Raw genomic sequence first — 24692 nt, 5'->3', positions numbered from 1 at the left:
GTGATCACGGTGAAAGTGATCGCGGTGAAAGTGAGCGCCGCGACATCGGCGACCGAAATGCATTCAGGCATCGGGGGAAAATATGTTTCAGCTCGTCACGAGCGTCTGGGCGCTTCTCTTCGGTGTCTTCCTGATCATGGTCGGCAACGGCATGCAGTCGACGCTGATGGGTGTGCGCGGCGATATCGAGGGGTTTTCGACGTTCGAGCTGTCGCTCGTCACGTCGGGCTATTTCCTGGGCTTTCTGGTCGGCTCGCGCTGGACGCCGGAGATGATCCGCAAAGTCGGCCATGTGCGCGTCTTCGCAGCGCTCGGCTCCTTGATGTCGGCCGGGCTCATCGCCTTTCCGCTTCTGACCGATCCGTGGTCGTGGACGATCCTGCGCCTGATGCTCGGCTTCTGCCTGTCGGGCATCTATGTGACGTCGGAAAGCTGGCTCAACGACCGCGCCACCAACGAGACGCGCGGCATGCTGTTGTCGTCCTATATGGTGGCGCAGATGCTCGGCATGGTGGCAGGGCAGGGGCTTTTGAATTTCGGCGATGCGGCGGGCTTCTCCCTGTTCGTCTGGGCGTCGATCCTCGTCTCGCTCGCCTTCACGCCGGTGCTCCTGTCGGCCGTGCCGATTCCGGCGGTGCAATCGCCCAAGGCGATGTCGCTGCGCCAGCTCTACGACCGCTCGCCGACGGCGGCGGTGGGCACGCTGGTGCTCGGTGGCGTGCTGGCGGCGCAGATGGGCATGTCTCCTGTCTACGGCGCCAAGATCGGGCTCGATGTGCGCGAGATCTCGGCGCTCGTCGCCGCCCTCTTCACCGGCTCCTTCCTGTTTCAGTTTCCGGTCGGTCGGATGTCGGATTTCATGGACCGGAGGGTCTTGATCCTGACGCTTTCGACCGTCGGCGCGGTGACCTGTGGCGTCGCCTTCACGCTGTCGGGAAACCTGATCGCGCTTCTGGCGGCCGGCCTCGTCATGGGCGGTATGGCAAGCCCGCTCTACTCGCTCCTGATCGCCTACACGAACGATTACCTCGACCATGAAGATATGCCGGCAGCCGCGAGCGGCATGGTTTTCATCTATGGGGTCGGCGCGGTCGCAGGCCCGCTGATGACCGGTCAGGCGATGGATCTCGCCGGCCCGCAATTCTTCTGGGTCATCCTGGCGGTGCTCTTTGCGATCATCGCGGTCCATACCGGCTGGCGCATGTCGCAGCGTCCGGCCCCGGCCGGCGATGATTCCGCCTATGTCAGCGTGCTGCCGAACTCGTCGACCGTCGCCGTCGAGGCGGCCTATGAATGGTACACCGAGGCAGCCTCGGAGAGCGACGAGGAGGAAGGCGCCGAGACCAAATCGGGCAACGGCGAGGGCGCGTCGGAAACCGATCAGGCGGCCTCGGATGGCGACGAGCCGGCCCCGGAGGTCGAGGAGCCGGCGCCGGAAAACCTGCAGCACAAGGAAGATTACGGGCCGGAATACGTGGACGACGACGAGAACGCGCCGCCCGAAAAGGATCGTTAGTCCGATCGTTTTTTGAGGTCATATCGCCCGCTGGCGCCGGTTCGCCGTGCGCAAAATCCTCCCGGCAGGTTTCATCCCCCGGCACCGGCGCGGCTTTTTGGCTTTCGCCGTTTTCTCCACACGCCAGGAATGCTTGACTGTGCCGCCCCCAGGGGCTTGCCTTTCGGGGACGGCCCTTCTCCCCCCTGGCGTCGAAGAAGACGGAAATCCTTAAATGGCGACGACCGATCTCGCGAGCCGCGTCTACGATCACACCTGGAAGCTCGACCCGATCGTTCGCTCCCTGCTCGACACGGATTTTTACAAGCTCCTGATGTTGCAGATGATCTGGCGTCTGCATCGCGACACGCAGGTGACCTTCTCGCTGATCAACCGCACGAGCCGCGTCAAACTCGCCGAAGAGATCGACGAGGCGGAGCTGCGCGACCAGCTCGATTATGCCCGCTCGCTTTCCTTCACCAAGAAGGAGATGATCTGGCTCGCCGGCAATTCGTTTTATGGCCGCTCGCAGATCTTCGAGCCGGAATTCCTCGCCTGGCTCGCCAAGTTCCGCCTGCCGGAATACGAGCTGAAGCGGGTCGACGGGCAGTTCGAGCTCGATTTCCACGGTCCATGGACGCACACGACGATGTGGGAGATCCCGGCTCTTGCCATCGTCAACGAGCTCCGCTCACGCTCTGCCATGCGCCCGATGGGACGCTTCGCGCTCGACGTGCTCTACGCCCGCGCCAAGGCGAAACTCTGGGACAAGGTGGAGCGGCTGCGCCGGCTGCCGAATTTGCGGCTCTCCGATTTCGGCACGAGACGGCGGCATTCCTTTCTGTGGCAGCGCTGGTGCGTGGAGGCCTTGAAGGAGGGGCTGGGCGACGCCTTCATCGGCTCCTCGAACGTGCTTCTGGCGATGGATGCCGATCTGGAGGCGATCGGCACCAATGCCCACGAGCTGCCGATGGTGGAGGCGGCTCTGTCGCCCGATGACGCGGCGCTTCAGGGCGCACCCTACCGGGTGCTGCGCGAATGGGAGACGCTTTACGGCGGCAATCTTCTGATCGTCCTGCCCGACGCCTACGGCACGACGGCGTTTTTGAAGAATGCGCCCGACTGGGTCGCCGACTGGACCGGCTTTCGCCCCGATTCCGCCCCGCCCATTCCCGCCGGCGAGGAGATCATCGCCTGGTGGCGCTCGAAGGGACGTGACCCGACGGAAAAGCTCCTGATCTTCTCCGACGGCATGGATGTCGACACGATCGAGGAGACCTACCGGCATTTTTCCGGCAGGGCGCGCATGTCCTTCGGCTGGGGCACCAATCTCACCAACGATTTCCGCGGCTGCGCGCCGGAGCCTTGCGGGGCGCTCGATCCGATCTCGCTCGTCTGCAAGGTGAGCAGCGCCAACGGCCATCCGGTCGTCAAGCTCTCCGACAATCCGCGAAAGGCGAGCGGACCGGAAGAGGAGATCGAGCGCTATCTGAAGGTCTTCGGCTCCAAGGGCCGCATCGATCGCGAGGTTTTCGTCTGAGGCTCTGCGAGAGCCCGCGCGGCTGCGTGGCGGGCCGGCCTGTCTGTCGCAATCAGCGCCGGCGATGCGTCGGGGCGTGAAAATCCGGCGGCTTGTTGGCGATCCAGGCGAGAAATTTTGCAATCGCCGGATGGGCGGAGAGCGGCATGCCCTCCGCCTCGAAGCGTGCAAGCTCGGCATTCGAGAAGACCGCATGCAGCGTGCGGTGGCAGATCGGATGGATCGGCACCGTTTCCCGCCCGCCACGGCTTTTGGGCACCGGATGATGCCATTCGACGCGCCGCCCGAGCGGGCGCCCGCACAGCCAGCAGGTGTGGGCAGGGTGATCACGCAAAGCCATGAGGCAGGCGAGATAGGCAATCCGGTCCGCAGAATAAAGCGATCCGCGGGCACAATGCGGAAGGTGCCGGCACTGGTCCGGCACCTCGGTTGATTAGCCCCACCTGTCCATGATCGTGGCTCAGGCGCGGCTGGAAGCGGTCTCTTCGTCGGCCGCTTGCGTGTCGCGCTTGCCGAGATCGCCATGCTTCGTCCAGATCGTGCCGTCGATCTTGCCGGCAAGTTCTGGATAGAAGTCGTTGTCGAAGGTCGGCTCTTTGCCCGCTTTCTTCTGCTTGAAGTAATCGTGCGTGAGCTTGGTGACCGTGCCCGACAGGGCGACGATGGCGATGAGGTTGATGGTGGCCATCAATCCCATCGAGGCATCGGCCGTGTTGAAGACCGTGCGCACCGATTGCAGCGATCCCCAGACGACCATCAAGAGTGCTGCGATGCGCAGGACCGTGAGCCCTCCCTTGCCGCCGAAGCCGAGGAAGGTCATGGCGTTTTCGGCATAGGAGTAATTGCCGATGATGGAGGTAAAGGCGAAGAAGAAGATCGCCACGGCGACGAAATAGACGCCCCAATCGCCGATATGGGCGGAGAGCGCGTTCTGCGTCAGCTCCGTTCCGGTGACCTCCTGGCCGGGCGTATAGACGCCGGACAAAAGGATCATCAGCGCGGTCGCCGAACAGATGAGAAGCGTGTCGATGAAGACGCCGAGCGCCTGCACCATGCCCTGGCTGGAGGGATGATGCGGGTCGGGCGTGGCGACGGCGGCGATGTTCGGTGCCGAACCCATGCCCGCCTCGTTGGAGAAGAGGCCGCGTTTGACGCCGTTCAGCATGGCTGCGGCGATGCCGCCGGTGACGCCGCCCGCCACTTCCTCAAGCCCGAAGGCGCTTTTGACGATGAGCGCGAAGACCCCCGGCAATTCGGCATAGTGGACGATGAGCACATAGAAGGCGACGGCGAGGTAAGCGATCGCCATGAACGGCACGATGATCTCGGCCACCCGCGCGATCTGACGGATGCCGCCGAAGATGACGATGCCGGACAAAATGGCGAGGCCAAGCCCGATCCACAATTTCGGAATGCCGAAGGCCGCCTCCACCGCATCGGCGATCGAATTTGCCTGCACGGCATTGAAGACGAGGCCGAAGGAGAGGATCAGGAAGACCGAGAAGATGCCGCCGAGCCAGGGCAGACGCAGGCCCCGCGCGATGTAGAAGGCCGGGCCGCCGCGATAATCGCCGTCTTCGTTGCGCACTTTGTAGAGCTGGGCGAGCGTCGATTCCGCATAGGCCGTCGCCATGCCGACGAGGGCCACCATCCACATCCAGAAAATGGCGCCCGGACCGCCGAGGGTCAAAGCCACCGCGACGCCGGCGAGATTGCCGGTGCCGACGCGCGAGGCGAGCGACACGGTGAGTGCCTGCAAAGGCGAGATGCCGGATTTATCGCTGGAGCGCGAGCCGCGCACGACGCGCAGGAATTCCGGAAAATGACGAAACTGAATGAAGCCGAGCCTGAAGGTGAAAAACACACCGACGGCCAACAAGCCGTAGATGAGAACGTAGCTCCATAAAATGTTGTTTGTGAAATCGATGACAGCGTCCAGCATCCGATCCCCTCGCTGAATGAGCCTCTCTTCTGGCCCGAGAAACCTAGCATGGTGCGAAGTTTCTTAGTCCGCAAAGAAGGTAATTTCTGAGGGCGGAGTGAGTTGCTTAGAGAAAGCTATAATGATGATAAAAACTGCATAGACGCGCCCGTCCGACGGAGTTTTGTGGCTCTCCGTCCAGACGATACTGCATAAGCGGGCGGGTCCGATGAGGCCGCGGAGGTTCAGTCTCCAAAGGGCGCGACGAGCGACATGCCAGGCAGAAGGGCGCGTGGCGACGCGATGACGACGACACCCGTGAATCTCTGAGAGAATCATCCTAGTTTCGCCTCATGTCCTACCGCGTCGTCCTCATCGACTTCGACGGCACGCTTGCCGACACAAGGCGGTCGGTCGTTGCCTGTATGCGCCGGACGCTAGCCGAGCGCGGCTTCGACATGCCGGATGGGGAGAAGATCCAAGAGGTGATCGCGGCGGGCCTGTCGCTCGATCAGGCCGTGGCGGTCCTGGTGCCGCAATTGACGCCGGACGAGATCTCACGGTGCGTTGAGACCTATCGCGACAATTATCCCGCGATCGACGCCGAACATACGCAGCTTTTTGAAGGCGCACGCGAGACGCTCGCCGCCTTAGAAGAGGCGGGGATGGCGGTCGTGATCTTGTCCAACAAGGGGGTGAGAGCCATCGAGGCGACGCTCGCCCGCTTTGAGACCGAGGTGAGTGCCGTCATCGCGGCCGAACCCGGCGCGCCGATGAAGCCCGATCCGGCGGTCTTTCATGAGCGGGTCGCGCCGCTTTTCGGCGTGCGGCCGGCAGGCGATTATCTGATGGTCGGCGACACCAGGGCCGACCTCGCTTTTGCCAACGCTGTCGGCATCGCCGCCTGTTTCGCCCGCTATGGCTATGGCGAGGCGTCAGACTGCCTGGGGCTCTCTCCCGACCATGTCATCAACACGCTCGGCGAGTTGGCCGCGATCGTGTGTGGGCCGCCTGCGGTGACGGAAGAGGTGTGAACGATGTCTGCCGGCGCCGCAGGCCGTTCACGTCACGCGCAACGTTTGATGACGAAGGTGAAGACGTCGCCCTCCGTGCGTGATTCCACGAGTTCGTGACCGCTCGTCTGGCAGAAATCCTCGAAGTTCCTGACGGTGCCTGGATCTGTCGCGGAGACTTCGAGTGTGCTGCCGGAGGGCAGTTCTTCCAAGACCTTCCTGGCGCGCAAGAGCGGCAGCGGGCAATTGAGCCCTTTCGCGTCGAGAACCTGATCAGCCATGTTTTCCTCCCGCCTTCCGGGCGCAATACCGGCCAGGCGCAACGCCGACCGGGCGCTTTGCCGGTAAGAATCAAATGGTCCCCGACAAGGGGGTTGCCGACGTGACGCAATGGCACAGCGTGCCATTTTCGAGGCTCCGATCCGATCGTGGCACGGGCCGGAGAGACGGCGCAGAGGGCCGTTTCTCTGCGGGAGACGGCGCAAAAGAGGTCAGGTGCGAGCGACGGCTCCCAGATCCAGGTCGGCGATCAAAGGTAGGTGATCGGAGGCAAGCCGCCCGGCGGGGTCGACGAAGCTCTTCACGATGAGGCCGGCGGGACGGCCATAGATCCGGTCGAGCGACAGGAGAGGCAGATGGGCGGGGAAGGTCCGCTCCGGCGTGCGCTCGGGCAGGGCCTTGAGGAGAACGCGTCGTACGGCGCCGCGCCACTGCCATTCGTTGAAATCGCCGAGCATGATAGAGGCGGCCGCGTCTGCGCGTGTGAGTTCGGCCGCGAGGCTCGCCTGATGGCGCCTTTCGGCAAAGCCGAGCCCGAAATGCGCGGCGACGACATGCAGCCGCCCGCCGGGCGTTTCGATGAGCGCGTCGATGACGGCCCGCCTCTCGCGGCCCGCGATGGAGATGTCGTGGGCGCTGGTGCCGGTGAAGGGAAATCGGCTGATCAGCATATGGCCGAATTCGCCATCGGGGGCGATGATCGTCTTGGCGTGCGCCGCATAGGTGCCGAGCCCCTCGGCAAGCTCCTCGAAGGCAGAGGTCGCCTCAACCGCGCTGCGTCGGGAATCGACCTCTTGCAGCGCGACGACGTCCGGATCGTGGGCTGCGACGATCTCCTTGACGCGCGCGAGGTTGCGCCGTCCGCCCCAGGGGGCGCCGCCGTGGATGTTCCAGGTCATGACGCGAAGATGCGTCTCTATGCCCGGCAGTTCTGACGTCTCGGAAGGCCTTCGTGTCTGCACCTGGGCATAAGCGGGGCAGGGCGCTGCGGTTCCGGCTAAGATGAGGCTCTAACCGGTCTTGCGGCGCCGATGCGGGCCGCCCTTGCGCCTGATCCGCCCGAAGAGGGCGATCGGGCCGCGCGGATCGAACAGGCGGGTGCCGGGCATCAGCTTCTTGGCGCCATGTGTCTTCACCTCGGGAAAATCGATGAGCCGCTTGTTGCTCGTGTTGAGGCGATCGATCACCTTCACCAGCGTGTCTTCTTCCGCACTCACCTGGGCGAGCGTGTCCGGCGTGCAATCGAGATGTTCGGAGAGCAGCCGGTTGCGCAGTTTGCGGATGATTGCCTGGCAGTCTTCGTCATGGGCTTCGATGGCGAGATCGCATTCCTTGTCGAGGCCGGTGGAGCGCCGGTTGAGGTTGGATGAGCCGACGCGAAGAAGCTGGTCGTCGATGATGAGCACCTTGGCGTGCACCATGATTTCCAGGTGCGGGTCGACGGAGGCCACCGGATGATAGATGCCGAAGCGGCCATAGCGGTCGCATTGGCGCAGACGCCGGATCATGCGGTTCAGATTGCCGCCCATGAACCAGCCTTCGATCACGCCCTGATTGGCGCGCGTGATGACGGCGACCACCTCCGGCCCGTCCTTTTCGGCCAGCCGTTCTTCGAGGATATCGCCGACCTTGTCGTCGGACAGATACTGGTTCTCGATATAGATCGTGTTGCGTGCCGCGCGCAGAGCGTCGAAGGTGAGGCTCTCGATTTCGCGCACCTCACGGTCTTTATCGATGGCGGGCACGGTGCGGGCGATGCCGATGTCGATATCGCTGAAATCCGGTTCAAGATCCTCCGGCCATAGATCTTCGGCTTCGCCTTCTCCGCCGCCCTGCGGGCCTTCCGCCGACGGAATCGCGGCCTTCTCCTCGGTCGCCGCTTCCCAATGATCGCGCGCCAGATCGGCCATGGAACGGGCCACGGCGCCGTCGACCATCATCTCCATATCGTGGATCGGGTCGTAGGAATCGCCGTTCACCGTCTGCCTGGCCGGGTCCTGCGGCTGATGGCGGCTCGTATCCCAGCGGTTGATGGTCAGGTCAATGCCGCCGACGAAGGCGAGCACGCCGTCGATGACGACGATCTTGCGGTGCTGCACGCCGTAGGCCGGGTGATGGTTGTCGAGATGCAGCGCGATGCGCGGATGCTCCTCCCAATCGGCGCCGACGATGAGCGGCAGGGTGGCGCTCGGCGTGTGCACCGGCGACAGGTTCCAGATCAGGATCTGGACCTGAAGCGTCTCCTTTTCCTCCACGAGCGAGCGCAGCAGCGTGCCGAGCGTTTCGCCGTCTTCCTTGTCGGGGCGCAATTGCGCGCTCGCATCGAAGTCCCAGCCGATGATGAGGATCGAGTGCCGCGCCTTGCGGAGCGCTTCGTCGAGGCGGCGGAAGTAGGTGGCGCCGTCGATGAGGAGGCTCGCGCGGTGGGCCGTGTCGATGCGCCAGCAATTGCGCCCAGGCTCCAGGATGCGTTCGAACCCGCTCGCAGAGGCTACGCCCTCGCCATCGGGAGATGGGCGCGGGGAAGACGAGCGAGACGTGTCGATTTCGGTCGAGCTTGGCGACAAAGGCATCCTCAAGAGCTTGAGATTGGTGCTGATACGCAACTCATCTGCAGCGCCAAGACATGAACGCAAGGGGCCAAGGTTCGATCCGCGCGACTTTGGCGCGGCCTTGCTGGCTGCGGGAATCCGCCCGTCATGGCGAAGCGCTTGCAATGCTTCGGCAAATTGCGACTGACGGGTTTTTGCCGCGAAATCTGGAGGCCGGCGGGTTTGCTTTCCCGATGCGGCTCGTGATGGAATGGGCCAACAGCAATGGAGGAGAACGCTGATGAGAGGTCTCTGGCGAACGGCCCTGTTCGGGCTTTGCGCGCTTGCCCTTGCCGCCGGATTCGTGCCGAAGGCCGAGGCGCAGACGCCCCCGAATGTTCTCATCGTCGGGCAGATCGCCGAGCCGAAATCGCTCGATCCGCACGCCGTCACCGCATCGAACGACTTTCGTATTCTCGTCAATCTCTATGATGGGCTGGTGCGCACCAAGGACGGCACGCTGGAGCCCGAACCGGCTTTGGCGAAATCCTGGGAGGTGAGCGAGGACGGGCTGACCTACACCTTCCATCTGCGCGAGGGCGTCACCTTTCACGACGGCACGCCCTTCAACGCCGAGGCGGTGAAGTTCAATTTCGAGAGGATGCTCGACGAGGATCATCCCTATCATGATACGGGACCCTTCCCGCTCGCCTTCTTCTTCTCCTCCGTCGACGAGATCGCCACGCCCGACGATATGACGGTGGTCTTCAAGCTGAAGGAGCCTTACGCGCCCTTCCTGTCCAATCTCGCTTATCCGACGGGGCTCATCGTCTCGCCCGACGCCGTGAAGGAATACGGCAAGGATGTCGGCCGCCATCCGGTCGGCACGGGGCCCTTCAAGTTCGAGACCTGGGATTCCAACACCCGTGTCGTCTTGACCCGCAACGACGATTACTGGGACGGGGCGCCCTCGCTCGAGGCCGTCGTCTTCCGCCCGATCACCGATGCCAATACGCGGATCGCCGAGATGCTGTCGGGCGGCATCGACGTGATGGTGGAAGTGCCGCCGGACAACCTCAAGACGTTCGCCGACGATCCGACCTTCAAGGTCTACGAGCAGGCGGGGCCGCATCTCTGGTACGTCATCTTGAACACCAAGGATGGTCCGTTCGCCGACAAGCGCGTTCGCCAGGCGGTGAATTACGCCGTCAACAAACGTTCTCTGGTCGACGACGTGCTGCAGGGCACGGCCGAGGTCGCCGCCGGGCCGGTGCCGCCGGCTTTCGCCTGGGCGCACAATGACGACGTGAAGCCCTATCCCTACGATCCGGAAAAGGCGAAGGCGCTCCTGAAGGAGGCCGGCGTAGAGAACGCGGAGCTCACCTTCTATGTGACGGAGGGCGGTTCCGGCATGCTCGATCCCGTGCCGATGGGCACCGCCATCCAGGCCGATCTCGCGAAAGTGGGGCTCGATGCGAAGATCGAAAGCTATGAGTGGAACACGTTCCTGGCGCAGGTGAATCCGGGATTGGAAGGCAAGGCCGACATGGCGGAGATGGCCTGGATGACCAACGATCCCGATACGCTGCCTTATCTCACCTTGCGCTCAGATGCGCTGCCGGACGAGGGCGGCTTCAACTCCGGCTATTATTCCAACGAGAAGGTCGACGAGCTCCTGGAAAAGGCGCGCCGCTCCACCGATCAAGACGAACGCGCCAAGCTCTACAAGGAGGCTCAGGTGATCATCCACGACGACGCGCCGTGGATCTTCATCGCCAATTGGAAGCAGAACGCCGTGACGACGGAAAGGGTCGGCGGCTTTTCGCTGCAGCCCTCCTTCCTCTTGCATCTGAAGGACGTGACGAAGCAGTGAATCTGCGCGGGGGCGGCCGGGGAGGGCGGCGATGACTGGCTATATCGGCCGGCGGCTTCTGGCCGCCATTCCCGTCCTCTTCGGGCTGTCGATCATCGTCTTTTTGATCATCGCGGCGATCCCGGGCGATCCGGCGACGGCGATCCTCGGTTCTTATGCGACGCCTGAGAATGTCGAGCGATTGAACCGCCAGCTCGGTCTCGACCGCTCTTTGCCGGAGCAGTATCTCGTCTGGATCGGCAATGTGCTGCAGGGCGATTTCGGCCGCTCCTATTCACTCAACCGGCCGGTGATCGACGAGGTGCTGGAGCGCTTTCGCGCCACGCTCATTCTCGCCGGCACCTCGCTCGTTCTGTGCTCGATCTTCGGCCTTCTCGCCGGCATCGTTTCGGCCGTGCGCCAGTTCGGCTGGGCCGACCGCATCATCACCTTTCTGGTGCTGATCGGCATTTCCATTCCCTCCTTCTGGCTCGGGCTTCTTCTCATTCTCGTCTTCGCCGTCGACCTTCGCTGGCTGCCGGCAAGCGGCATGGAGGCGATCTATGGCGGCGGCGGGCCGCTCGATCTCGCCAAACATCTGATCCTGCCGGCGACGACGCTCGCGGTCGTGGCGACGGGCGTCATCGCGCGCATGACGCGTGCCTCGATGCTGGAGGTTCTGCGCCAGGATTATATCCGCACCGCCCGCGCCAAGGGCTTGTCGGAGCGGCGGGTGATCTATCGTCACGCCTTCAAGGCGGCGCTCGTCTCCGTCATTCCGGTGATCGGCATTCAGGCGGGTTTCGTGCTCGGCGGCGCCGTCTACATCGAGACGGTGTTCCAGTGGCCGGGGATCGGCGACATGCTGGTGAAGGCGATTTCGACCCGCGACGTGCTCCTCGTCCAGGGCGGGGTGTTCGTGGTGGCGGCAAGCTACGTGCTTTTCAATCTCGCCGCCGATGTCGTGCAGGCGATGCTCGATCCGAGGCTGAAGCCATGAGCGTTGCGGCAGACCCTGGCGAAGAGGCCGAGCCCGCGGCAGCCGCACGGTCGTCGCGGCCGGCCTCCTGGCGGCTTCTCGCCAACAACCGGCTGGCGGCTCTGGGTCTCGTTCTTCTCAGCCTCGTTATCGTGGTGGCGCTGGCGGCTCCGCTTCTGCCGATTGCCCCGCCCGACGCGACGGCGCCGGCGGAGCGGCTGCAGCGGCCGTTCTCAGAGGGACATCTTCTCGGCACCGACCATCTCGGCCGCGATATTCTCTCACGCCTCGTCTGGGGGACGCGGATCTCGCTGGCCGTCGGCATCTCCGCCTCGCTGATCGCCGCCTTCTTCGGATCTCTCATCGGGCTTATCGCCGGCTATGCGGGCGGGCGCACCGACCATCTGATGATGCGCGGGATCGATATGCTGATGGCGTTTCCGTACATTCTCCTGGCGCTCGCGATCGTCGCGGTTCTGGGGCCGGGGCTGTTGAACGCGCTTTATGCGATCGCCGTCGTCAATATCCCTTTCTTCGCCCGCAACATTCGGGGCATCACGCTGGGGCTCGCGCGGCGCGATTTCGTCGAGGCGGCGAAGCTTTCCGGCAAGGGGCCGATCCGGCTCGTCGCGACGGAGATCTTTCCGAACGTCCTGCCGACGATCGTCATCGCGCTCTCGACCACGGTCGGCTGGATGATCCTGGAGACGGCGGGGCTCTCCTTTCTGGGGCTCGGGGCGCAGCCACCGCAGGCCGATCTCGGCTCGATGCTGGGCGAGGGGCGGAAGCTCCTCTTCACCGCGCCTTACGTCTCGATCATTCCGGGCGTGATGATCTTCATCATCGTCATGAGCATCAATCTTCTGGGCGACGGCATCCGCGACGTGCTCGATCCACGCCTGCGCTCCGGCGCGCTCGCCCATCCGTCCGCGCGCACGCAGGTGAAGCGGCGCAAGGTGCCGGAGATGCCGGCGGGCGAGACGGGGGCGCTCGACGTCGTCGGGCTTCAAACCGAGTTTTCGATCGGGCGTGACGTCTTTCGTGCCGTCGGCGGGGTCGATCTGAGGCTCGGCAAGGAGGAGTGCCTGGGTCTCGTCGGCGAGTCCGGCTCCGGCAAATCGGTGACGGCGCTGTCGATCGCAAGCCTCGTTCCCTCGCCGCCGGGCGCCATCGTCGGCGGACGGGTGATGCGCGAGGGACGCGACGTGCTGGAGATGCGCGACGGCGAGCTCCGACGCCTGCGCGGCGGCGAGATCTCGATGATCTTTCAGGATCCGCTGTCGAGCCTGCATCCGCTTTTCACCGTCGGCGACCAGATCGCCGAGGCGGTGCGCGCCCATCAGCCGGTGAGCCGCGCCGAGGCCTGGGCGAAGGCGGTCGATCTTCTCGGCGCCGTGCAGATCCCGAACCCGAAAGAGCGGGCGAAAAGCTATCCGCACGAGCTTTCGGGCGGCATGCGCCAGCGCGTGGCGATCGCGATCGCCCTCGTCAACGAGCCGGAGGTCTTGATCGCCGACGAGCCGACGACGGCGCTCGATGTCACCGTCCAGGCGCAGGTCCTGAAGCTGCTCGACGATCTCCGCCACGAAAAGCACACCGCCGTCCTCTTCATCACCCATGATTTCGGTGTCGTCTCGGAAATCTGCGAGAGGGTGGCGGTGATGTATGCCGGGCGCATCGTGGAGATGGGGCGGACCGAGGACGTGCTCGACGCGCCGGCGCATCCCTATACGCGCAAACTCATCGATTGCGTGCCGCTTCTCGACGATCCCGACCGGCGGCTCGATGCGATCGAAGGCCTGCCGCCGCCGCTCAACCGGCTGCCCGAAGGCTGTGCCTTCGCACCCCGCTGCCCGCGGGCGCAGCCCGATTGCCGGGCCGGCGATATCCCGCTCGGCGAGGTGGCGCCGGGGCGCATGGCGCGCTGCCTCTATCCGCTCGTCGAAGATGCGGATGCCGCTGCGGACGCCCGTGTGGACGCCCATGCGGAGGCGGGGCAATGAGCGCGCTTTTGGAAATGACGGGCGTCAAACGCTTCTTCGGCGGCGGCCGTACCTTGTTCGGTACCGCGCGCCCGCGCGTGCATGCGGTTCAGGGCGTCGATCTTGCCGTGAAGGAGGGCGAGACGCTCGGCATCGTGGGCGAATCCGGCTGCGGGAAGTCGACGCTCGCCCGCATGCTCGTCGGCCTCGACCGCCCGTCGGAAGGCGAGATCACGCTCAAAGGAACGCCGCTCACCGGCTCTTTGGAGACTGCGCGCAAGATCCAGTATCTCTTCCAGGACCCGGTGGCCGCCCTCAATCCGCGCAAGACCATCCGCGCCATTCTGGAGGCGCCGATGATCCATCTTCTCGGCATGAAGAAAGAGGCGCGCAAAGCGCGCATGAACGAGCTGATGGAGGCGGTCAAACTCGCCTCCGATTTCCTCGACCGCTATCCGCACGAATTTTCAGGCGGTCAGGCGCAGAGGATCGGCATCGCCCGCGCGCTCGCGGCGGAAGCGGAGATCATTGTGCTCGACGAGCCGGTCTCAGCCCTCGATGTCTCGGTGCAGGCGCAGGTGCTCAATCTTCTGGAGGATCTGAAGGAGCGGCTCGGCCTCACCTATGTCTTCATCAGCCACGACCTCTCCGTCGTCGGCAATGTGTCGGACCGGGTGGCGGTCATGTATTTCGGCCGCATCGTGGAGATTGCCGAAACCCGCGAGCTTTTCCGGCGCCCGCGCCATCCCTATACGAAGCTTCTCTTCGATGCGGCGCCGGTGCCGGGGCAAAGACGCATCCGCCGCGAGGTGGAGCTTGCCGAACTGCCCGATCCTTTGAACCCGCCGCAGGGCTGCGCCTTCGCGCCCCGCTGCCCCAATGCGCAGGCGAAATGCCGGGAAGAGCGGCCGACGCTTGCAAGCGATCGGCCGTCGCCGACGCAGGCGGCGGCCTGCTTCTTTCCGATCTCCGAAACCGCCTGAGCGGGCGGCTCTCCGCCCCAGTTTCGAACGCTTCTGCAAATGCGTGGCGAAAGCGCGCATCCGTCCTCCGTCGCATTGGAGGGCCTCTCAGATCATAATATGAGAATAAGAGTCAGGGATGAGGTCGGGCGGCCGAGCTGACCTGCGCATGCGCATCGTCAGCGAGCCGCCATCGTTGCAAAGCCCTTTCGGAAAGGACGCAATCGTGAAGGTTCGCCACGAGATGAAAATCGGAGCCCTTATCGCCGCGGCGATCGGTTTCAGTGTCACGCCGGCTCTGGCGCATACGCCGCTTTTCTCCTGCTACGACAATGGTGACGGGACCGTCCTCTGCGAGGGTGGTTTTTCCGACGGCGCCTCGGCCTCCAACGTGCCGGTCAAGGTGAGGAACGGGAACGGCGAGACCCTCAACGAGGGCAAGATGGACGAGAACTCGGAATTCGAGTTCGACAAGCCGGATGGCGCTTATTCCGTGCTCTTCGACGGCGGCGAAGGCCACCAGATCGAAGTCCCGGGCGACGAGATCGTCGAATAATCCAAACATGCGGAGAACGACGATGAAAGCGATCTTGTTCGCTCTTGCCGCCTCTGCGGCTTTCGCTGCGAGCCCGGCGCTGGCGCATTTCCAGCTTGTCTACACGCCCGAGGTCAATCTCGAAAAGCCCGGAGATCTGCCGCTCAAAATGATCTTCTGGCACCCGATGGAAAACGGCCATGCCATGGATATGGGCGAGCCGGAGGAGTTTTTCGTGGTCTTCAAGGGCGAACGCCAGGATCTCGCCCCGACGCTGGAGCCGATCACCTTCCACGGCGCTGGGAACGAGGCGAAGGCCTTCGAGGCGACCGTGCCGGTGAAGCGCAACGGCGACTACATCTTCGCCCTGGTGCCCGCGCCCTATTACGAGAAAAGCGAAGACATCTACATCCAGCAGCTGACGAAATCCTTCGTCAACAAGGGCGGCATTCCGACCGGCTGGAACGAGCCCGTCGGCCTTCCGACCGAGATCGTGCCCCTGAACAAGCCGACCAGTATCGTCGCCGGGTCGACCTTCTCCGGTGTGCTTCTCTCCGAGGGAAAGCCGGTGCCGGGTGCGGAGATCGAGATCGAGTACATGGCGGCAGAGCCCGATATCGATGCCGACAGGCCGGGCGAGCCGACCGCCTCGCCGATGCCGGGCGGCGCCCTTGTCGCGGTGACCGATGCGGACGGAGAATTCACCTTCGGCGTTCCGAAGGCGGGCTTCTGGGGCTTTGCGGCGCTCGGTTCGGGCCCCGTCACCGAGCATGAGGGCAAGGAATTGAGCCAGGACGCGGTCATCTGGGTGCGTGCCTACGACCTCAAATGAAAATGAGTGCCTCCCCGCCGTTTTGTCGGCGGGGAGGTCTGTTTCGGGGGAAAACGGGTCGAGGATCGATATGAAAGGCCATTTCTTCGGGATGCGCCGACTGCGCCGACGCCAGCGGCGACATTGCCAGGGGCAGGGCCAAGGAGTGGGGCAAGACGGGATGCCCCGAGGCGAGGCGCCCTGCGGCATGGGCGGCTTTTGCTCGCTCAACGATCTCGTGCCGGGAACCCATTGCCGGGTCGCCCGGCTGAAAGGCTGTGGCGCCATCCGCCAGCGGCTTCTCGACCTCGGCCTCGTCAACGGCGCCGAGGTAACGGTGATCCGGGCAGCGCCCTTGAACGATCCGATCGCGATCCGCGTCGGCAATGCGGTCTTGACGGTGCGCCGCGCCGAAGCGGCGACGATCGAGGTGGAACGTGACTGAGAAAACGTCCGGAACGGCGGGAGCCTCGGGGCGGCGCCTGCGCGTGGCGCTCGCCGGGCAGCAGAATGCCGGCAAATCGACGCTCTTCAATGCGCTGACGGGCGTGGCCCAGCATATCGCCAATTATCCGGGCGTCACCGTCGACAAGAAGAGCGGCTTTTATCTCGACCACGGACGGCGGGTGGAGGTCGTTGACCTTCCCGGCACCTACAGCCTGACGTCGTTCTCCCTGGAAGAGCGCGTCGTGCGCCGCTTTCTCTACGAGGAAAGGCCCGACGTCGTCGTCAACGTGCTCGATGCCTCCAATCTGCGCCGCGGGCTTTATCTGACGGCCCAGCTCATCGAGCTTGGCCATCCGCTCATCGTCGTCGTCAACATGATGGATGTCGCCGAGCGGCGCGGCCTCAAGATCGATCTGAATGCGCTGGCGCAGAAGCTGAAGGTGCCGGTCGTGGCCTCGATCGGCCGCAAGGGCGTCGGACGCGAGGAGCTGCGTGCCGCGATCCGCCGCATCGCCGACGAGCCGGACATCTCCCCGGCGATTTCCGATGCGCGGCTCGATTATGGCGCGCTCGAAGAGACGATCGACTGGGTTGAAGAAAGGCTCGCCGATTCCTCCGGCCTCGATGCCGGCGCCGCCGTGCGCGGGCTTGCCGTCAAACTCGTCGAAGGGGATGCCGAGGCCGTCCGGCTCGTGCGCGAAGACCCGCATCAGGCGGTGTTCCTGGAGGACGTCGCCGAGGCGCGCAAGACTTTCGAGAAGGCGCATGATCTCTCGACCGGCGACCATGTCGCATGCATCCGCGACCGCTTTGCAGGCGAGATCGTCGCTGCCTCAGTGAGGGAGAGCCGTAAGGGTGCGGTCTCCGCGTCGGAGCGGGTCGACCGGCTGCTTCTGCACCGGATTCTGGCGCCGATCTTTCTCGTCCTCGTCGTCTGGGGGATCTATGAGATCTCCATCGTCCAGGGCTACGAGCTCACCAAGGTCACCTGGCCGTTTCTCGCCTCCCTGCGCAATTTCGCGGCGCAATGGCTGCCGGAGGCGGGTTTTCTCTACGACCCGCAGATCCGCTCGCTCGGCCTGTGGATGGTCGATTCCGCGAACACGCTTTTGAACTACGTGCCGATCTTCCTGATCCTCTTCGCGCTGATCGCGATTTTGGAGGATTCGGGCTACATGGCGCGGATCGCCTTCATTCTCGACCGGATCCTGCACCGCTTCGGCCTGCACGGGCAATCGACGCTGCCCTTCATCCTGGCAGGCGTCTTTGCCGGCGGCTGCGCCGTGCCTGGCGTGATGGCGACGAAGGGCATTCCGGACGAGCGGGCGCGGCTTGCGACGATCCTCACCGTGCCGTTCATGAACTGCCTGGCGAAGATCCCGCTCTATACGCTTCTCATCAACATCTACTTCGTCGAGGCGAAGGGGCTCGTCCTCTTCTATCTGTCGACGATCACCATCTTTGCCGCCCTGCTCGTCGCCAAGCTCCTCTCCGTCTCCGTGCTGCGCCACAAGGAGACGGCGCCTTTCGTGATGGAGCTGCCGCATTACCATCTGCCGACGCTGACCGGCGTTCTGCGCCGCTCGATCGACCGCACCTGGCTCTACATCAAGAAGGTCGGCACCGTCGTCGTCGCCGTTTCCGTCGTCGTCTATGTGCTGTTGCAGTTTCCGGGCCTCAGTGCCGACCAGGAGGCGGTCTATGAGGGGCGGGCCGAGGCCGCGATCGCGGAATTCTACGACGAGATGGCGGGCAATCCCTATCTCGCCGCCGTGCCCGATCAGGTGGCGCTCACCGACCTCGTCAACGTCTACACCGATTACCGCACCGAGAAGCTGATGGCGCAGGGGGCGGAGGCCTCAGGTGCCGTCGATGCGCGCTACGAAACCCGTTATCCCGACTTCTATCCGTTCCTGAAACGCTCATCAGACAAAGAGGCGCGTGCGGCGGAGCGGGCGCTGAAGACGCTTGCGACGACGCGCAAGACGCTGAGGCGGGAGATGAAGGAAGAGCGGATCGTCAATTCGCTCCTCGGCCAGGTCGGGCGCAGCCTCGAACCGGTGACGCAGTTCGCGGGCTTCGATTGGAAGATCAACGTGGCGCTGCTCTCGTCTTTCGCGGCGCGCGAGAGCTCGGTCGCGACGCTCGGCGTTCTTTTCCAGCCGTCGGACGGAGAGAACGACACGCTCGAAGAGCGCATGGGAACGGAGCAGCGCGCCGCCGGCTATTCGGCGCTCGGCGCCGTCGCGCTCATGCTCTTCTTCGCGCTCTATCCGCCCTGTCTCGCCACGACGATCATGGTGCGCGTGCAGACGCAATCCTATCGCTGGATGATCTTTTCGATCGTCTTCCCGACTTTTCTCGGCCTGAGCGTCGCAAGCGCCGTCTTCACGCTCGGCGGCATGTTTGCGCTGTCGGGGCTTCAGACGCTGACGATCACTTACTTCGCGGCTTTCGCGGCGGTGATCCTCGTCGGTCTCTTCAAGCGCCCCTTCGGCCGGGTGCTGCCGCCGCCGGGCTATTCGCCGCGAGGCGCCGTGTCATGAGGGGAGAGAGCCGATGAACGCCGAAACGCAGCCGGCGATCGATCTGAGCCGCGAGGCGGCGACGGGGGGCTTGGAATGGCTCGCCGTTGCCGCGATCGTGCTTCTGGCCGTCGTCTTTCTGAAGAAAAAGCTCTTCCGGCGGCGGCCATCCTGTGTCGATTGCGTCGGCCGCGGCAGCTGCAAGGATGCCTGTTTTGCGCCGCTTGCGGTGTCGGAGGCGGATGCCTGCCACGACCGTGGAGAGCACTCCGCGCGTGCGCGCCCGGACCTCACACCGAACGGGTGATACCGCCGTCGATGCGGATGTTCTGGCCGGTGATGTAGCCGGCGCCGTCGGAGGCGAGGAAGGCGATCGTCGCGGCGACTTCTTCCGCATGGCCGTAACGCCCCATCGGAATACGCGCGCGGCGATCCTCCGTCTCCGGTAGGCTGTCGATGAAGCCCGGCAGGACGTTGTTCATGCGCAGATTGTCGGCCGCGTATTTGTCGGAGAAGAGCTTGGTGAAGGCCGCAAGCCCGGCCCGGAAGACGCCAGAGGTCGGAAACAGAGGATCGGGCTCGAAGACGGCGTAGGTCGAAATGTTGATGATCGCGCCGCCGCCGGCCTGAAGCATATGCGGCGTGACGAGACGGGTCGGGCGGATCACGTTCATGAGATAGACGTCGAGACCCGCGTGCCAGTCCTCGTCCGAAATTTCCAGGATCGGCCCCTTCGGCCCGTGCCCGGCGCTGTTGACGAGGACGTCGATGCGTCCGAAGCGCTCCATCGTGCCGTCGACGAGGCGTTCAAGATCTTTGGGCGATTGGTTGGAGCCCGTGACGCCGAAGCCGCCAAGCTCCTTTGCCAGCTGTTCGCCCTTGCCGGAGGCGGAGAGGATCGCGACGGAAAAACCGTCCTCGGCGAGCTTGCGTGCCGCAGCTGCGCCCATGCCGCTGCCGCCGGCGGTGATGATCGCCACTTTTCCGTCTGCCATGTCGGCCTCCTCGAGATTCCTCCCGCGGCTTATGGCATTGCGGCGTTTTCGACGAAACGCTTGTTTCGCAGGCCGAGGGGAGCCGAAACCTCGATCGGAAGCTTCATGCGCTGCGGCGGGCGGTCTCGATCGAGGCGAAGAGGTCGAGGGCCTCCTGGGCTCCGAGCGCCTTGGAATAGAAGAAGCCCTGGGCCTGGTTGCAGCCCTGCTCGGCAAGAAGCAGGCGCTGTTCTTCGGTCTCCACGCCCTCCGCCGTGACCTCTAGGCCAAGGCCTGCGCCGAGGCCGACGAGGGCTTTGACGATGGCGGCACTTTCCGGGTCCGTCGCCATCGAATGGATGAAGCTGCGGTCGATCTTGATGCTGTCGAGCTTGAAGTTGCGCAGGTGATAAAGGCTCGAATAGCCGGTGCCGAAATCGTCGAGGGCGATGCGGACGCCGGCCTTGCGGAGCGTTCCGAGCGTCGACTGGGCCGCGGCGAGGTCGCGCACGAGGGCGCTTTCGGTGATCTCCAGTTCGAGCCTTTCGGCGGGAAAGCCGGTTCGGCCGAGAAGCGCGATGACCTTCATGCCGAAATTCGGATCGCGCAGGAGAAGCGGCGAGACGTTGAAGGAGAGCATGGTCTTGCCAGGCCAGGTGGTGGCGTCGCGGCAGGCCTGGTCGAGAAGGAGGTCGGTCAAGGCGGCGATGAGGCCGCTGTCTTCGGCGACGGGGATGAAACGATCCGGCCCGATTTTGCCGAGGACCGGGTCGTCCCATCGCGCCAGGGCCTCGAAGCCTTTGACGGAGCCCGTCTTCATATCGACGAGCGGCTGATAGCTCGGCGTGATCGTCTGCGTTTGGATAGCCAATCGCAACGCACCTTCGATGCGGCTGCGTTCGCGCACATGCTGGTCCATTTCCTCTTCGAAGAAGCGCATGGCCGAATGGCCCTGGCCTTTCGCGCGGTAGAGCGCGATGTCTGCTTTCCGCAAGAGCTCCGCCGGCACTTCGCCGTCCTGGGGCGTGAGGGAAATGCCGATCGCGGTGCCGACAGCGTGTTCGCCGCCGCCGGCCCGGATCGGCGGGGTCAGGGCGTCGATGATGCGCAAAGCGAGACCGGTCGCAGCTTCGGCGCCGGAAATATGCGTCGCGAGAACGGCGAATTCGTCGCCGCCGAAACGCGCCACGAGATCGTTGCCGCGCACCGCTCGGCGCAGCCGGGCCGCCACCTGCATCAAGACTTCGTCGCCGGCTGCGTGCCCGAAGACATCGTTCACCCGCTTGAAGCTGTTGAGGTCGAGCATCATCACGGCATGGCTCGCATCGCTGCCCGGCGGTGAGGCGGCGGCCTCTTCCAGCGCGGCGTCGAACTGACGCCGGTTGGGCAATCCGGTCAGCGCGTCATGGAAGGCGAGCCTCTGAATTTCCCGCGCCGTGCGAGCTTTTCGGGCGGCTTCCCGGCGCTCGCGGATCATGCGGCGGATGGCCCAGATGAGGCCGAGCAGGAAGACCACCGAGACGGCGATCAATTCGTCGCGCTCGATGCTCATCTCCGCCGGCATGTCGCCCGCCGCGTTCGCGAAGATGTCGATGACGATGCCGACATAAAGCGTCGCAAGCGTTGCGATCAGGACGATCGAGAGATCGATGAAGCGGAATTTATGACGGAGCACGAAGGCTATGGTCCTCTTCACGGATGGTCCGGACATGAAGGTTCAACCCGCAATGTTCTAGATCGCTCCATAAGGACAATCGATGAACGGGATATAAAAACCGCGCGCACCACGTGCGCGACCGGGACTGGGCGGGGAGCGTAGTCGGGAATGGCTTGCGGGAGCCTGCCCTTGTCGCTCTGCGCTAGCGCGTTGCAGATTGCGGCAGCACGAAGGGGCCGGGCGGAACGACGCCGACGCCGAGCCGACACTCGAAAACATCTTCCAGAAGGTCATCGGTCATGACCTCGGCCGGCGAGCCGAAGGCGCGCGCCCGCCCGTCATGCATCATCACCACCTTGTCGGCGAACATGGCGGTGAGATTGAGGTCGTGAAGAACGGCGAGGACGCCGCCGCCGGCGGCGGCGAACTGGGCGGCAAGGCGCATGATCACGAGCTGGTGGCGGATATCGAGCGAGGAGACGGGCTCGTCGAGGAAGAGCCAGCGCGGTTCCCCGTCGACGATCGGCGCCCAGACCTGACAGAGGACGCGGGCAAGCTGCACGCGCTGCTGCTCCCCGCCCGAAAGCTCCTGATAGAAGCGTCCGGCGAAACCTGCGAGATCGACGCGCCGCAGGGCTTCCTCCGGCAGGCGCTTGACCTCTTCGGGTGGCAGTTTGGCCGAGGCGCCGTTGAGACCTAGGCCAACGACCTCGCGCACCGTGAAGGGAAAGGAGAGGGCCGTCGCCTGGGGCAGCACGCCACGCAGGGCGGCGAGCTCGAAGGGTTTCAGGGCGCGGCTGTCGCGGCCGTTGATGCGGATCGTTCCCGTCGAGGCGAGCTCGCCGGAGATGGCGCGCAGAAGCGTCGTCTTGCCCGAGCCGTTCGGTCCGACGATGACGGTCATGGCGCCGGCCGATGCGGTGAAACCGACATCGCTCAGGATCTGGCGCCGGCCGAGGCTGACGCAAAGCTCCTCCACTTCGATCATTGCGCCCCTCACAGGTCGAGCACGCCGCGCCGGCGGAGGAGGATCCACAGGAAGAAGGGCGCTCCGACCGCTGCGGTGACGATGCCGATCGGGAATTCGGCCGGGGCCACGATGGTGCGGCTGATCGCGTCGGCGAGAAGCAGCATGACGGCGCCGAGAAGCGCGGAGGCCGGCAGCAGGTAGCGATTGTCCGGCCCGATCAGAAGCCGCAGGAGATGCGGCACGACGATGCCGACGAAGCCGATGCCGCCGGAGACGGCGACGGAAGCGCCGGTTGCGGCCGAGACCGTGACGATGGCGATGAGTTTCATGCGCTGCACGGGAATGCCGAGATGATGGGCCGCCGCCTCGCCGAGCGCCATGGCGTTGAGGGAGCGGGCGAGAAACGGCGCAGCAAGAAGCGCCGCGACGATGATCGGGCCGGCAGCCGCGATCTTGACCCAGGTGGCGCCGGCAAGTGAGCCGAGCCCCCAGAAGGTGAGGTCGCGCAGCTGCGCGTCATTGGCGAGAAAGACGAGGATGCCGGAGACGGCGCCGGCGAGCGCCCCGAGCGCGATGCCGGCCAGGAGCATGGTGGCGATCGACGTCTGCCCGCGGCGCGTCGCCACCTGATAGAGGATCCAGGTGGTGAGAAGCCCGCCGAAGAAGGCTGCAAACGGCAGCGCATAGATGCCGAGCGGCGCAATCACCGGAGCGAGCACGCCCGAGCCGAGAACGATGATGATGATCGCCCCAAGGCCGGCCCCGGCAGACACGCCGACGAGGCCCGGATCGGCGAGGGGATTGCGGAAAAGCCCTTGCATGACGGCGCCGGAGACGGCGAGCGATGCGCCGACGAGGCTACCGAGGACGGCACGCGGCAGGCGGATATCGCCGATGATGAGCCGGTCGCGCGCCGAAACCTCGCCGCCGCCGAAGACGAGATCGCGCAAAAGCGGCAGCGGGGACACATCTGCAGCGCCCGCCGTCAGGCTGAAGAGGAAGGTGACGAGGAGAAGAAGCGCGAGAAGCGCAATCGTCGCCTTCGCCACGAAGGAGCGATCACCGAGGGGCAATGATCGGCGCCTTGCTGCGGCGGGCAGAAGGATATCGAGCGTCATGGCCGGCGCCTTCAGTGAGACGCCGGTGCGCCGTAGAGCGCCTGGTGCAGCTCGCGGGCGGCCGAGGCCGCACGGGGACCGAAGCCGAGAAGATAGAGCCCGTCCATGCGGATGAGATTTTTTGCCTCGCCCGCCGGTGTCGCGGCGAGGGCCGGATTGGCGAAGACCTGATCGGTGCCGATGCCGTGGCTTGCGCCCTGCGCCATCATCAGGACCGCATCCGGCGCCGCATCGAGGACGGCCTCTTCGGACAGCGCCTTGTAGCCCTCGTAGCCGGAGATGGCGTTTTCGCCGCCGGAAAGCTGGATCATCGCATCGGCGGCCGTGCCCGTTCCGGCGGCGAGGAGTTTTCCGCCCTGCATGGAGAGGAGGAACAGGACGCGCTTGGGCGAGGAAACGGCCGCGGTCTCTTCTTCAAGTGCATCGAACTCGGCGGCGACTTCATCGGAAAGCGCCTGAGCCTGTTCTTCGGCGCCGAGCGCTTCCCCCACCTCACGGATCTTGGCCAGCACGCTGTCGCGGTCATAGCCTTCGTCGATGGTGACGAAGGGCACGCCGGATTCCTTCAAGACGTGCACGGCGTCGGGCGGGCCGCTGCCTTCGATGGCGAGGATGCCGCCCGGATTGACGGAGAGAACGCCTTCAGGGGCGAGCTGGCGCATATAGCCGACATCGGGAAGGGCTTTGGCCGCCTCAGGCCAGGTGCTGGTCGTGTCACGCGCGACGAGCCGATCTTCCTCACCGAGCGCATAGACGATCTCGGTGATCGATCCGCCGATGGCGACGAGCGACGCGTCGGGAGCGAAAGCCGCCTGCTTTTGTGCGCTCGCCGTGTCCTGTGCAGCAGCGGCCGGGGCCGTGGCAAAGAGAGCGACGCCGAGAAGGGCAACCACCAGAGCGCGGGCTTTCGTGTGTCCTCTCGCTGATGTGCGCTCGCCCCGACTGTCTGATTCGTATCTTGCCGATCCGCATCTTGCCGATCCGGTCCGTGTCCTTTCCGTCATGGCCGTCCTCAAACCCGTTCAATGTTGGTGGGCATCCTAACTTCCTTGCCAAAGAATGTTGACAAAAAAAATCAGACTTTCTACGCAGCTCATATAT

22 protein-coding genes are annotated in these 24692 nt (G+C 64.6%); 12 read left to right on the top strand and 10 right to left on the bottom strand.

The window, feature by feature from the left end; translation table 11 throughout:
- Nucleotides 1-82: 82 nt before the first annotated feature.
- Entirely contained in the window at nucleotides 83-1516 is a 1434-nt protein-coding gene (locus J2R99_RS04380) for an MFS transporter (protein ID WP_307153257.1), read from the top strand.
- 214 nt (nucleotides 1517-1730) lie between these two features.
- A complete protein-coding gene (pncB, locus tag J2R99_RS04375) occupies nucleotides 1731-3035 on the top strand; it encodes a nicotinate phosphoribosyltransferase (protein ID WP_307153255.1) in 1305 nt (434 codons plus the stop codon).
- A 52-nt stretch (nucleotides 3036-3087) separates the two neighbouring features.
- Here pncB and J2R99_RS04370 read toward each other — a convergent pair whose 3' ends face one another.
- The gene (locus tag J2R99_RS04370; protein WP_307153254.1) at nucleotides 3088-3375 is read right to left on the bottom strand and encodes an HNH endonuclease; all 288 of its coding nucleotides are present in this window, start codon (nucleotides 3373-3375) and stop codon (nucleotides 3088-3090) included.
- Between the two features lie 120 nt (nucleotides 3376-3495).
- On the bottom strand, nucleotides 3496-4974 hold the full coding sequence (locus J2R99_RS04365) for an alanine/glycine:cation symporter family protein (protein WP_307154137.1): 1479 nt from the start codon (nucleotides 4972-4974) through the stop codon (nucleotides 3496-3498).
- 335 nt (nucleotides 4975-5309) lie between these two features.
- On the opposite strand from J2R99_RS04365, the gene J2R99_RS04360 reads away from it, so the two are divergent.
- A complete protein-coding gene (locus tag J2R99_RS04360) occupies nucleotides 5310-5990 on the top strand; it encodes an HAD family hydrolase (RefSeq protein WP_307153253.1) in 681 nt (226 codons plus the stop codon).
- A gap of 32 nt (nucleotides 5991-6022) precedes the next feature.
- On the opposite strand, the gene J2R99_RS04355 is transcribed toward J2R99_RS04360, so the two are convergent.
- From J2R99_RS04355 to J2R99_RS04345, 3 genes are all read right to left on the bottom strand, one after another.
- Nucleotides 6023-6250, bottom strand: a complete 228-nt coding sequence (locus J2R99_RS04355) for a sulfurtransferase TusA family protein (RefSeq protein ID WP_307153252.1) — start codon at nucleotides 6248-6250, stop codon at nucleotides 6023-6025.
- Between the two features lie 210 nt (nucleotides 6251-6460).
- Nucleotides 6461-7147, bottom strand: a complete 687-nt coding sequence (locus tag J2R99_RS04350; protein WP_307153251.1) for an endonuclease/exonuclease/phosphatase family protein — start codon at nucleotides 7145-7147, stop codon at nucleotides 6461-6463.
- Between the two features lie 111 nt (nucleotides 7148-7258).
- On the bottom strand, nucleotides 7259-8854 hold the full coding sequence (locus J2R99_RS04345; protein ID WP_307153250.1) for a phospholipase D-like domain-containing protein: 1596 nt from the start codon (nucleotides 8852-8854) through the stop codon (nucleotides 7259-7261).
- A gap of 226 nt (nucleotides 8855-9080) precedes the next feature.
- Between J2R99_RS04345 and J2R99_RS04340 the strand changes: the two genes are divergently transcribed.
- The 9 genes from J2R99_RS04340 (at nucleotide 9081) to J2R99_RS04300 (ending at nucleotide 19179) form a co-directional block, all read left to right on the top strand.
- A complete protein-coding gene (locus J2R99_RS04340; protein ID WP_307153249.1) occupies nucleotides 9081-10652 on the top strand; it encodes an ABC transporter substrate-binding protein in 1572 nt (523 codons plus the stop codon).
- A gap of 31 nt (nucleotides 10653-10683) precedes the next feature.
- Entirely contained in the window at nucleotides 10684-11631 is a 948-nt protein-coding gene (locus tag J2R99_RS04335; protein WP_307153248.1) for an ABC transporter permease, read from the top strand.
- Nucleotides 11628-13613, top strand: a complete 1986-nt coding sequence (locus tag J2R99_RS04330) for a dipeptide/oligopeptide/nickel ABC transporter permease/ATP-binding protein (RefSeq protein WP_307153247.1) — start codon at nucleotides 11628-11630, stop codon at nucleotides 13611-13613. The genes J2R99_RS04335 and J2R99_RS04330 overlap by 4 nt, the downstream gene beginning before the upstream one ends.
- Nucleotides 13610-14575, top strand: a complete 966-nt coding sequence (locus J2R99_RS04325; protein WP_307153246.1) for an ABC transporter ATP-binding protein — start codon at nucleotides 13610-13612, stop codon at nucleotides 14573-14575. Before J2R99_RS04330 ends, J2R99_RS04325 begins: the two co-directional genes overlap by 4 nt.
- A 205-nt stretch (nucleotides 14576-14780) precedes the next feature.
- Nucleotides 14781-15110 (top strand): hypothetical protein, encoded by a 330-nt coding sequence (locus J2R99_RS04320; protein WP_307153245.1) that lies wholly within the window; start codon nucleotides 14781-14783, stop codon nucleotides 15108-15110.
- 22 nt (nucleotides 15111-15132) lie between these two features.
- Nucleotides 15133-15921 (top strand): DUF4198 domain-containing protein, encoded by a 789-nt coding sequence (locus tag J2R99_RS04315; protein WP_307153244.1) that lies wholly within the window; start codon nucleotides 15133-15135, stop codon nucleotides 15919-15921.
- A 187-nt stretch (nucleotides 15922-16108) separates the two neighbouring features.
- Complete coding sequence (locus tag J2R99_RS04310; RefSeq protein ID WP_307153243.1) at nucleotides 16109-16345, top strand: FeoA family protein; 237 nt, start codon at nucleotides 16109-16111, stop codon at nucleotides 16343-16345.
- Nucleotides 16338-18893, top strand: coding sequence for a ferrous iron transport protein B (gene feoB, locus J2R99_RS04305; RefSeq protein ID WP_307153241.1), 2556 nt, complete (start codon nucleotides 16338-16340; stop codon nucleotides 18891-18893). Before J2R99_RS04310 ends, feoB begins: the two co-directional genes overlap by 8 nt.
- Nucleotides 18894-18906: 13 nt before the next feature.
- Nucleotides 18907-19179, top strand: a complete 273-nt coding sequence (locus J2R99_RS04300; protein ID WP_307153240.1) for a hypothetical protein — start codon at nucleotides 18907-18909, stop codon at nucleotides 19177-19179.
- Here J2R99_RS04300 and J2R99_RS04295 read toward each other — a convergent pair.
- The 5 genes from J2R99_RS04295 to J2R99_RS04275 form a co-directional block, all read right to left on the bottom strand.
- Complete coding sequence (locus J2R99_RS04295) at nucleotides 19163-19867, bottom strand: SDR family oxidoreductase (RefSeq protein WP_307153239.1); 705 nt, start codon at nucleotides 19865-19867, stop codon at nucleotides 19163-19165. The two genes, J2R99_RS04300 and J2R99_RS04295, sit on opposite strands and share 17 nt — an antisense overlap.
- Nucleotides 19868-19970: 103 nt before the next feature.
- Nucleotides 19971-21542: a putative bifunctional diguanylate cyclase/phosphodiesterase gene (locus J2R99_RS04290; RefSeq protein ID WP_307153238.1), complete on the bottom strand. Its 1572-nt coding sequence runs from the start codon at nucleotides 21540-21542 to the stop codon at nucleotides 19971-19973.
- Nucleotides 21543-21705: 163 nt separating this feature from the next.
- The gene (locus J2R99_RS04285) at nucleotides 21706-22491 is read right to left on the bottom strand and encodes a heme ABC transporter ATP-binding protein (protein WP_307153237.1); all 786 of its coding nucleotides are present in this window, start codon (nucleotides 22489-22491) and stop codon (nucleotides 21706-21708) included.
- An 8-nt stretch (nucleotides 22492-22499) separates the two neighbouring features.
- On the bottom strand, nucleotides 22500-23591 hold the full coding sequence (locus tag J2R99_RS04280; protein ID WP_307153236.1) for a FecCD family ABC transporter permease: 1092 nt from the start codon (nucleotides 23589-23591) through the stop codon (nucleotides 22500-22502).
- Nucleotides 23592-23602: 11 nt separating this feature from the next.
- Nucleotides 23603-24484, bottom strand: a complete 882-nt coding sequence (locus tag J2R99_RS04275) for a heme/hemin ABC transporter substrate-binding protein (RefSeq protein ID WP_307153235.1) — start codon at nucleotides 24482-24484, stop codon at nucleotides 23603-23605.
- Nucleotides 24485-24692 lie beyond the last annotated feature (208 nt).

The sequence above is a fragment of the Rhodopseudomonas julia genome, from assembly GCF_030813515.1.
GTDB classification, from domain to species: domain Bacteria; phylum Pseudomonadota; class Alphaproteobacteria; order Rhizobiales; family Afifellaceae; genus Afifella; species Afifella julia.
Note: the sequence above shows the minus strand (reverse complement) of the source record. Positions and strands in the feature narration are given on the sequence as shown.